Raw genomic sequence first — 8,418 nt, forward strand, 5'->3', positions numbered from 1 at the left:
GCGCGCCTTACCCGCGTCCCCCGCAAGGGGCATTGTTCATTCCGTAATGCGTGATGAGCCGGTCGAGCGCGATGAGGAGCACGATCTTGCCCGCGCGCCGGGGCCAGCCGAAAGATTTTTCAGCCTCTTCGAGCCCCTGAAGGTGACAGCAGACGGCAAGGAGTACATCGGAGAGGACCGGGCCGACGCCAGCCACGGCGCTTGCCAGGCGCTGGCGCGCGGCAAGCGCGTTGTCCGTCATCTCCGCCCTGTCCGCGCCCGAGCGCCGCACGGCCCCGGGCCCGAGCGCCAGCGCCCAGTCGGTCGTCAGCCGCGGGCTCATGCGCGCCAGCGTGAAGTCGCGCCGCAACCTTTCGCCCGCCTCGAACTGAAGCGCGGAAACGAGCGGCTTTCCATCCGCGCCCTTGTGACTATGGAGCCAGCCAAGCGGGCTTTCCGCATCGTTGAACTCGACGACCGCCACGCCCTCCTCAACCGCCGCCACGCCGAGGCGCCTTTGCTGGTGCTGGGCGCGGAAAGGATCGGCCCGCGCCTCGAGGCGCCGCAGCAGCGCAAGCCCCGCCTCGCTCGCATTCCAAATGATCCGCCCTTCCACCTCCTCCCGCTTCACGAGATCGCGGGCCTCGAAGGCCGTCCAGAGCCGCGCCTCGATTTTGAGGACCGGCCTCTGCCAGCGATTGCGCGCCACGAAAAGGCCGAACCAGTCATCGTCCACCCGCGCGATATGATTTCCCGGCCGGGTCAGGCGGCGGAAGACACGCCGCAACTCGCGCTCGACTTCATGCTCGGCCACAAGCTGTCTTCCGCCTCCCATCCCGTCCGCTCCTATTGCAGTGTGTCGGCGCGTGACATTCTGCGCACGGCCCGTTCGAGCCGGTCGAGAAGCATGTCGAAATCCTTGTCGTCGCGTTTGTCCTCGATCTGCCGGCATGCATGGGCGGCGGTGGTGCGGTCGCGGCCGAAATGGCGTCCGACGGCAGAGAGGCTGAAGCCGAATGCAACATGGGTCAGATACATGGCGACCTGCCGGGCAAGCGCGACGGCCGCCCTCTGCCGCGTTGGCGACCTCAGTTCGACCACGGATACATCGAGCGCGCGGGCGATCGTCTCCTGGGTCAGAGCAACCTGCGCCGCGCGCTCGAGATCGCATCCGGCGTATGGCCTCACGCGCCCTCCATGCGCGAACGGCGCGATATGCGCGCGCCGCTCCCCCGGCCTGCCGAACTGGACCCCACTCAAATCATGCATCGTAAAACCCTCCATAACCGCTTGACTGACAGAGACATGAACATTACGAGAACATTCATGTTCGCCTATGGAAAATTTACGGGAACCGCAAACTGCGGGGATAAATATCCGTAGTTTTTGCATCATTTTGAGACAGAAAGGTGAGCCAGTGAGGACCAGAATCCGGCACTACCGCAAATTGCGGAACCTGACGCAGACCGACCTCGCCCGCCTGATCGGCACCACCGCGGCGACGGTTTCGCGGCTCGAAACCGCGGACATGACCATCTCGATGGACTGGCTCCAGAAGCTCGCCGAGGCTCTGCTCGTCCAGGTCACCGACCTCATCGACAGCCCGCATCCCAATCGGGTGCCCTGCGTGGGGCGGGTCGGGCGCGGCGGCGCCTTCGACCGCTCCGCCGCCAGGGACGATGACAGCGTCGCGCTCGACGCGCCCGCGCGCGATCCGATCGCGCTGCGCGTCGGAGAAAATCTCGGCGCCTATTGCGCCGGCGACGTGCTCATCGCGGACCGCATGCCGCCCGAACATACCAAGCAAGCGCTTGGCCGCGATTGCGTGGTGGAGATCGACGGAGAGGCGAGCGGCTTCGGACGGCTCATATCGTCAGTTGACGGACGTTATATTCTCGTGCCGCCGGAGCCGGGCGCGCCCGCCCGCCAGCTCCCGACGCCGGAATGGGTCGCGCCCGTCGTCATGCTGATCCGCTATTTCTGAGCGCTATTTCACGTTGCGGCAGGCGACGCTCACATTCTTCGCGCCAGCCGGTGCGCTGTCGCACACCATGCCTGGGAAGCACATGGAAGCCGGAACGTCGCGGAACGAAAATGCGATATAGGCATCGCCCCGGTTTTTCTCGACCGTGCCTGTAAGATCGAAGCGCCTGGTCTCGCCAGCCGTGATAGTCAGCACGTCGCCCACCGAGGGCTCGGACAACGGGATGTAATGCTCCCCATCAAATGTGATGCCGGCATCGCCGCCCGCGCTCACCTCGCAGGTGGCTCTCAGCTCGGATGATTCGTCCGGGCTCGAACTGATCCGGAATTCCGCCGACTCACCCTTGCCGATGAGCTTGCTGCCTTCCTCGATCCTCGCCGTCGCGGCCGAAGCAGCGCCCGCAAGCAGAAGCGCGACAAGACCGGCGGTCAAGGCGGCGAACGGCCTCAGGCGGCGATCAGAAGCGGATCCAGAGACGGGCATGGCGGATGGCTCCGGAAGAAGATGACGGGAAAGAGGCGCCACCATTCTGCGACAATCCCGCGCCGCCGCTCAAGCGATGCGCAGATTGGCCCGGCCTGCAAGCGCATGCGCCTTTTCCGCGTGCAGGAAGGCGTCATGTCCGAACACCATGACGATGCGGCCCATCTCGTCGACGAGCGGCAGCCGCAACCAGAACTGGAACACATCCGGCGCCTTCCAGGGCGTGAGCGGCACGACGCCCTGCGCGGGCCTGCGCCCTTCGACCACCTCACGATAGGCCGCTTCCCAATAGCCGCGCTGGTCGCCAAGCTCGAAATCGGCTACGCAGCGCCCGGTGGTCTCGACGCCGAGATAGTCCCGCAGCCTCGTGCCCGCGAGACGGACTCGAAGTGACAGGGGCCCGCCTTCGAGCACATCGAGAAGGCTGAGGGACGGAAGCAGGGGCTTCAGTTCGAAAGGATGAATGTCGCCGCGCGTCGGAAACCCGTCATCGGGACATTTCGAGCACCAGTAGTCGAACAGCTCGCGCTGCTCGGGAATGATGAGCTGGGCTCGAATGGCCTCTGCGGGCTGTGTCAGAACCGTTCCCTCCGGGCGGCACGCGTCCCCCTCCCGGATCGCGCGCGAATCATTTGGTTAATGATGAATCCACGCGCGGTTCATTGCAAGGCGCCGCAGTCAAGCCGGTGCGGCGCCCCGAGCCTGCTAACGGGCCGTTCTGCGGCTATTGCTGCGGCGGCCCTTCTGGCCGAGTCCCATCTTCTTGGCGAGCTTGGAGCGGGCCTGCGCGTAATTCGGCGCGACCATCGGATAGTCGCGCGGCAGTCCCCACTTCTCGCGGTATTCGTCAGGGCTCAAATCGTAATGGGTCCGCAGATGACGCTTAAGAGACTTGAACTTCTTTCCGTCCTCAAGACAGATCAGATAGTCCGGCGTGATGGACTTGCGAATAGCCACCGCCGGCTCCTGCTTCTCCACCGAAGCTTTGACATTGCCTTCGGCCGCCTGGGACAAAGCCTCATAGACCTTGTGGATAAGTCCTGCGAGGTCAGCCGTCGCGACGCTGTTATGACCAACATAGGCCGAGACGATCTCTGCGGTCATGCCGATCAATCCTGCCTTCTCGTTCATTTCGCCCCTCTGATACCGGCACTGGCTCCCGGGTGAATTACATGATGCCCGAGTATTGTTTTGTTCGTTTTAAAGACGCCGGCAATCTTATAACGATTGAATCTGCCATCTTCAATAGTCATTGGACAAGGAGAATACAGCCATCCGATTTCATAAAATAATCATGGCAGAAGTCAAAATGAAGATTCCACCACGCTGCAATCAGTGCACACGAGCCCCCTTTATGTAATGGCGCTCCTCGCCAAGAAAATCGCTCCTGGGCCCTTTCTTTGGCCTTTTCAGGCATATCGGACTGCGACCTATCTGCGCTGGAACTGGCCCCGCGGCCTCGCGCATAATGCGCGCCGGGAACCGTCGGATCGGGACAGCTATGTTTCTTAGAGATATCTGGTATTTCGCCATGCCGGGGGAGGCGCTGAAAGGCGGCGGCCTGGCGAGCAAGGTGCTTCTCGGCGAGCCGCTCGTTTTTGGCCGTACACGGCAGGGCGAGCCTTTTGCGCTGCGGGACATCTGCCCGCATCGCGGCGTGCCGCTCTCGGCGGGGCACCTCTATGACGCCCGGTCGAGCGGATGCGGCGAGGCCGCCATTGAATGCCCCTATCACGGGTGGAAGTTCAACACCTCCGGCGCCTGCACCGAAATCCCCTCGCTCGTCCCTGGTCAGGATATGGATGTTTCCCGCATACGCGTGCGCCGCTACCCGGTACGGGAGGTGAACGGAAATATCTGGGTCTATATGACCGACGAGAAGCGCGCCGACCTCGCCCCGACCCACGAGCCGCCCGCCATTCCGGGTTTTGACGGCAAATCCGCCAATATCCGCGAAAGCATGACCTTCTCATGCCATGTCGATCACGCGGTGATCGGCCTCATGGACCCGGCGCACGGCCCCTTCGTGCACCGGTCTTGGTACTGGCGGACGAAGGCCTCGATCCACGAAAAGGCCAAGGATTTCGCGCCCTCGGAAATGGGCTTCGCCATGGTCGAGCACACGCCCTCGAGCAACTCCTTCGCCTACAGGATTCTGGGCGGGAAGCCGACCACCGAGATTTCCTTCCGCCTGCCCGGCATCCGCCTCGAGCGCATCCATGCCGGGCGGCACCGGGTCGTCGGCCTCACCGCGGTAACGCCGATCGACGAGACTTCGACGGAAATCACACAATCGTTTTATTGGACATTGCCCGTTCTATCCGTCGCCAAGCCCGTTCTGCGGCGCTTCATGCGCGCCTTTCTCGGTCAGGACCGGGACATGGTGAACCTTCAGCAGCGGGGGTTGCGGTTCGAGCCCCGGCTCATGCTCATCAATGATTCCGATGTGCAGGCGAAGTGGTACCACCGGCTGAAGAACGAGTGGGACGAGGCGACCGCGCAGGGCCGGCCGTTCCAGAACCCGGTGAAGCCGGTGACACTGCGCTGGCGGAGCTAGGCCCGGGCATCCGGAATAATTTCCGTATACTGATTTATTCTCATGGTCGCGACCGCGCCCCCGCGCCCGTCCGGGTTCGGGACGCCCTGCCCGCCACGAATGACCGGGCCCTATCGTTTCGCGCCTGTTTTGCAATGCGACACCTGCCCCTCGCATTCATATCGCGTGTGCGAAGGGGCCCGGCGGAGACATATTCCCTGCTTTGCTTCGTCCCTCGCCGGGGGCTATCATCCGGCCGCGTCCGCAAGCGAGGACGAGGCCGGCCTTCATCGCCGGTTGCGGCATTGATGGAGTGACGCCCCGCGCGTCCTGCGCAGGGCAAGGCGGAAATCGGATAGCGATGCGACAAGGACTTACCGGATCAGCGAGAACGGCGAGCGGGGGCGAGAAGTCGTGAGCACCCCCGGCATCGGCGCCGCGAAGAACTCCGGCGAAGCGGCGCATCAGCGGATTTTCGGTTCCGACGGCAAGGCGCTTTTTGTCGTCGTTCCCGCAGGCGAATATGAAACGCTGATGAGCCTGAAGGAGGCGGCGCAGGATCTCGACCGCACGCGTGCGGCGCTCGCCGACCGGCTCGGCGGGGGAACCGGCGTCCCGTCGAATGTGGCGCACAGAATTGCCGATGGCGAGAATCCGGTGCGCGTCTGGCGGCAGGCGCGCGGGCTGAAGGCGGTGGCGCTGGCGCGCGCCGCGGGGATCAGCCCCGCCTATCTGTCCGAAATCGAAACCGGCAAGAAGGATGGCACGTTCCGCACCATGGCGGCGATCGCACGTGTGCTGAGCGTTTCTCTCGACGATCTCGCGCCGCCCGCCGACGATGACAGGCGCCGCGCGCGTGAACGCTCGGCCCTCGTCGATGGCCTGCGCGCGCAGGTGCGGACGCTGGTTGAACTCGTGACGGGACATGTCGACTTCAACACCGCCGCCGTGCGCCGTACGGTGACGACGCTCGCGGCCGATGCCGTCGCCCTCAAGGCGCAGGCCAGCAAGCCGGAAGGCTGGCTCGACGATGTGCTGGCGGGCGCGCGGGCCGTGCTCGATCTCGTCGACAAGGCGGAAAGCGACATCATCGAGACCGCGCAGAAGGCGCAGCGCGCGCTCGAGGAAATCGTGAGACAGCCTGCTTTCCTGCCGCCGCCCGAAGCCCTGCCCGCCGCCATCGGCCTCGAGCCGCAGGAGGCATCCTCCGCGACGGCGGCCGAATAACTATTCCTCGGCCGTCGGCGGAAACTGGGCCTCGCCCGAGATCGACCAGTCCCACAAATGCAGAACGAGATCGGCGCGGTCGGTGGAGATCGTGTCGAACACGGCCGTTATGCGCTCTATGTCGGATTTCGCCGGCATGTAGCCGCTCCGAAGTTCCGCGACCGCCACGATCAGGTCGCCGAATTCCTGCCGCGAAAGGCCGAGCGCCTTGGCGAGAACGGCCAGGGGCTCACCGCCGAAATCGCTGACGATGCGAAAGGCGGTTTCGGGCCTGAGCCGCGCCTCGCGCGCAAGTTCCATCACGAATTCCTCGCGCTGCCCGAGCGCGGCGAGATTGACGAGGCGCGTGAGCTGAGGCTTCGCGATCGTTGCCGGCGGACGGACGAGCGAAAGCGCGACCCGCAACGCTTCATCCGCTCCCGATGCGGCGAGGCCCGCTTCCAGCACATCCGCGATGGCGATGTGCATCATGCGCCGCTCGACCGCATGGCGGTTCAGGATTTCGACGCGCAGCGCGCCCGACGACACCCACCAGAACATGAGCAGCGCGAGGCGCTGATTGAGCTCGGGCCGCTCGAGCAGCGACGCGTGAAGCTCCGGCTCGCTGGCGCTGCGGCGCACGAGAACTTCCATGGAGCGCCCCGGAATCTCCGTGCTGCGATTTTCGAGCATTCGGCGCACGACATCGGCATTTCCATATTCGATCAATGCGTCGATGGCGGCGGGCGGAAGGGTCTTGCGTCCGGCGATGGCGAGACGATGATCCATGCTCGTCACACGGATGATCTCGACGAGGTCGCTGCCCTGAATGTTCGCCGCCTCGGCGAGCACGGGCGCGGCCACCTCGATCGTGTCGCGGGCAAGGGCGAGCGTCAGTTCGCGCGGGCCTTCCGGCAGTTGCGCCACGCGCTCGGCGATGCGGCAGCGCTGCGCCACATCGAGGCGCGAGACGGCCGTCGCCATGACCATGTCGACCAGCGCCCGTTCCTGCGGGGTGACGCGGCCCGGCGGCAGCACGGCGAGATCGGCGAGCCTTCTCAGCAACAGGTCGCGCTCCTGCAGCGAAGGCATTGCCTCCGCGCTCACGCCCTGCTCGCCCATCAATCCAGTCGATGCCATCGCCGCCACAACTCCGCGAAGGAGCCCGCCCCTTTCCACGCTCCCCGCATCTGAGCACCGGCCGAATTAAAACCCCGTAAACTATAAGTGGGCGGGTTGCGGCTGCGGGTCACTCGGCTATGCTCGCCGCGGTCCGCTGCGCCACCAAGGAGCCGCAATATGGCAAAAAATCTCCCGAAACCCGTTCTTGCCGCCGCGCTCCTCGGATTGGCCATGACGCTTTCGGCCTGCGGAACGATGTTCGGCGAGGATTATTCGGACAAGCCGGAATACAAGGCCGGCTATTCGGCCGGCTGCGGCACCGGCACGGGCTATGTGCCCGGAAATTCCGCCACCGTCATTCGCGATCCCGAACTCTGGAACACGAACAAGGCCTATCGCGCGGGCTGGAAGGCGGGGTTCAATTCCTGCCGCGCCAGCACCTCGAACGCGCCCGGCGCGGGCGAGGATATGGGCCGCGGGAGGCGCAACGGCCCCAGCGGATATTGAGCGCGCGGCGCGGCCCGGCAGCGCCAGCCGCAGCGCATGAACTGAAGGAGGTTTCAGGTGAGAATCATCCTTGGACTGATCGCGCTCATTATCGCCGCGCTGGTGATCTGGCCGCTCGCCACCTATGGCACGCTCGATCCCTGCCGCATGCTCGCCAAGGACATGGCACGCGAAGCCTATTCGAAGATGGCCGAGGCCATGGGCACCGAACCGGGCAAGACGCCTGAAGCCGCCGAGCGCCTGGCGCTCATGGCAACGAGCCAGTATTCGGAACGCGAGTGCCTCACACAGCTCAAGGATCGCTGGCTCGGCGTCAGCAAGCCCGCGCGATAGGCATCAGGGCGCGTCCGCAAGCGCGACCGGATCGGGCGCGAGCGTTTCCTCCGCATCGGCGATTTCCCGCCACGTCACACCCTCTATTCCTTCGACGAGCGCCGCACCTGCCACCTCCGAGGGCAGACGGAAGCCGGGCGTCCCCGCCCCTTCGGCCAGGCGCTGCGCGATGAGGAGCGCCGCATCCGCGCTGAAGACGGGCGCCGCCGGCGTTTCGAGGCGGGCCTGCCTCACCCTGCCATCGGGCGTGCGCGCCTCGCCCCAGACG

At 65.0% G+C, this 8,418-nt stretch carries 11 protein-coding genes and 1 pseudogene; 5 read left to right on the forward strand and 7 right to left on the reverse strand.

All coding sequences use genetic code 11. The annotated features are described in order from the left end of the window. Window positions 1-7: 7 nt before the first annotated feature. Together WBG82_RS15505 and WBG82_RS15510 are read right to left on the reverse strand one after the other, a co-directional pair. Complete coding sequence (locus WBG82_RS15505) at window positions 8-814, reverse strand: DUF6456 domain-containing protein (RefSeq protein WP_424425767.1); 807 nt, start codon at window positions 812-814, stop codon at window positions 8-10. 11 nt (window positions 815-825) lie between these two features. After that, window positions 826-1,248: a helix-turn-helix domain-containing protein gene (locus WBG82_RS15510; RefSeq protein ID WP_424425768.1), complete on the reverse strand. Its 423-nt coding sequence runs from the start codon at window positions 1,246-1,248 to the stop codon at window positions 826-828. 148 nt (window positions 1,249-1,396) lie between these two features. Between WBG82_RS15510 and WBG82_RS15515 the strand changes: the two genes are divergently transcribed. Beyond that, complete coding sequence (locus tag WBG82_RS15515; RefSeq protein WP_424425770.1) at window positions 1,397-1,963, forward strand: helix-turn-helix transcriptional regulator; 567 nt, start codon at window positions 1,397-1,399, stop codon at window positions 1,961-1,963. 3 nt (window positions 1,964-1,966) lie between these two features. On the opposite strand, the gene WBG82_RS15520 is transcribed toward WBG82_RS15515, so the two are convergent. The 3 genes from WBG82_RS15520 to WBG82_RS15530 form a co-directional block, all read right to left on the reverse strand. Further along, entirely contained in the window at window positions 1,967-2,446 is a 480-nt protein-coding gene (locus tag WBG82_RS15520; RefSeq protein ID WP_424425772.1) for a hypothetical protein, read from the reverse strand. 69 nt (window positions 2,447-2,515) lie between these two features. Continuing rightward, complete coding sequence (locus tag WBG82_RS15525) at window positions 2,516-3,064, reverse strand: PAS domain-containing protein (protein ID WP_424425786.1); 549 nt, start codon at window positions 3,062-3,064, stop codon at window positions 2,516-2,518. 87 nt (window positions 3,065-3,151) lie between these two features. Beyond that, window positions 3,152-3,577, reverse strand: a complete 426-nt coding sequence (locus WBG82_RS15530; protein ID WP_424425774.1) for a MucR family transcriptional regulator — start codon at window positions 3,575-3,577, stop codon at window positions 3,152-3,154. Window positions 3,578-3,947: 370 nt separating this feature from the next. Between WBG82_RS15530 and WBG82_RS15535 the strand changes: the two genes are divergently transcribed. Together WBG82_RS15535 and WBG82_RS15540 are read left to right on the forward strand one after the other, a co-directional pair. After that, a complete protein-coding gene (locus WBG82_RS15535; protein WP_424425776.1) occupies window positions 3,948-5,003 on the forward strand; it encodes a Rieske 2Fe-2S domain-containing protein in 1,056 nt (351 codons plus the stop codon). Between the two features lie 393 nt (window positions 5,004-5,396). Next, a complete protein-coding gene (locus WBG82_RS15540) occupies window positions 5,397-6,209 on the forward strand; it encodes a helix-turn-helix domain-containing protein (protein WP_424425778.1) in 813 nt (270 codons plus the stop codon). Here the strand turns inward: WBG82_RS15540 and WBG82_RS15545 are convergent, their stop codons facing one another. Then, window positions 6,210-7,328, reverse strand: a complete 1,119-nt coding sequence (locus tag WBG82_RS15545) for a DUF2336 domain-containing protein (protein WP_424425780.1) — start codon at window positions 7,326-7,328, stop codon at window positions 6,210-6,212. A gap of 159 nt (window positions 7,329-7,487) precedes the next feature. Here WBG82_RS15545 and WBG82_RS15550 point away from each other — a divergent pair, with 159 nt between their 5' ends. Further along, entirely contained in the window at window positions 7,488-7,817 is a 330-nt protein-coding gene (locus WBG82_RS15550; RefSeq protein WP_424425782.1) for a hypothetical protein, read from the forward strand. Window positions 7,818-7,874: 57 nt separating this feature from the next. Further along, window positions 7,875-8,150 (forward strand): hypothetical protein, encoded by a 276-nt coding sequence (locus WBG82_RS15555; protein ID WP_424425784.1) that lies wholly within the window; start codon window positions 7,875-7,877, stop codon window positions 8,148-8,150. Between the two features lie 3 nt (window positions 8,151-8,153). Here WBG82_RS15555 and WBG82_RS15560 read toward each other — a convergent pair. Then, window positions 8,154-8,418 (reverse strand): annotated as a pseudogene (locus tag WBG82_RS15560) (hypothetical protein); the annotation flags it as partial.

Origin of the sequence: Parvibaculum sp. (assembly GCF_049671045.1) — a bacterium.
In the GTDB taxonomy this organism is placed as follows: domain Bacteria; phylum Pseudomonadota; class Alphaproteobacteria; order Parvibaculales; family Parvibaculaceae; genus Parvibaculum.

Bases quoted from the DNA above. Each gene is read 5' to 3' on its own strand.
- WBG82_RS15505 (WP_424425767.1), bottom strand. From the start codon at position 814: ATGGGAGGCGGAAGACAGCTTGTGGCCGAGCATGAAGTCGAGCGCGAG.
- WBG82_RS15530 (WP_424425774.1), bottom strand. From the start codon at position 3,577: ATGAACGAGAAGGCAGGATTGATCGGCATGACCGCAGAGATCGTCTCG.
- WBG82_RS15520 (WP_424425772.1), bottom strand. From the start codon at position 2,446: ATGCCCGTCTCTGGATCCGCTTCTGATCGCCGCCTGAGGCCGTTCGCC.
- WBG82_RS15545 (WP_424425780.1), bottom strand. From the start codon at position 7,328: ATGGCATCGACTGGATTGATGGGCGAGCAGGGCGTGAGCGCGGAGGCA.
- WBG82_RS15550 (WP_424425782.1), top strand. From the start codon at position 7,488: ATGGCAAAAAATCTCCCGAAACCCGTTCTTGCCGCCGCGCTCCTCGGA.
- WBG82_RS15535 (WP_424425776.1), top strand. From the start codon at position 3,948: ATGTTTCTTAGAGATATCTGGTATTTCGCCATGCCGGGGGAGGCGCTG.
- WBG82_RS15510 (WP_424425768.1), bottom strand. From the start codon at position 1,248: ATGCATGATTTGAGTGGGGTCCAGTTCGGCAGGCCGGGGGAGCGGCGC.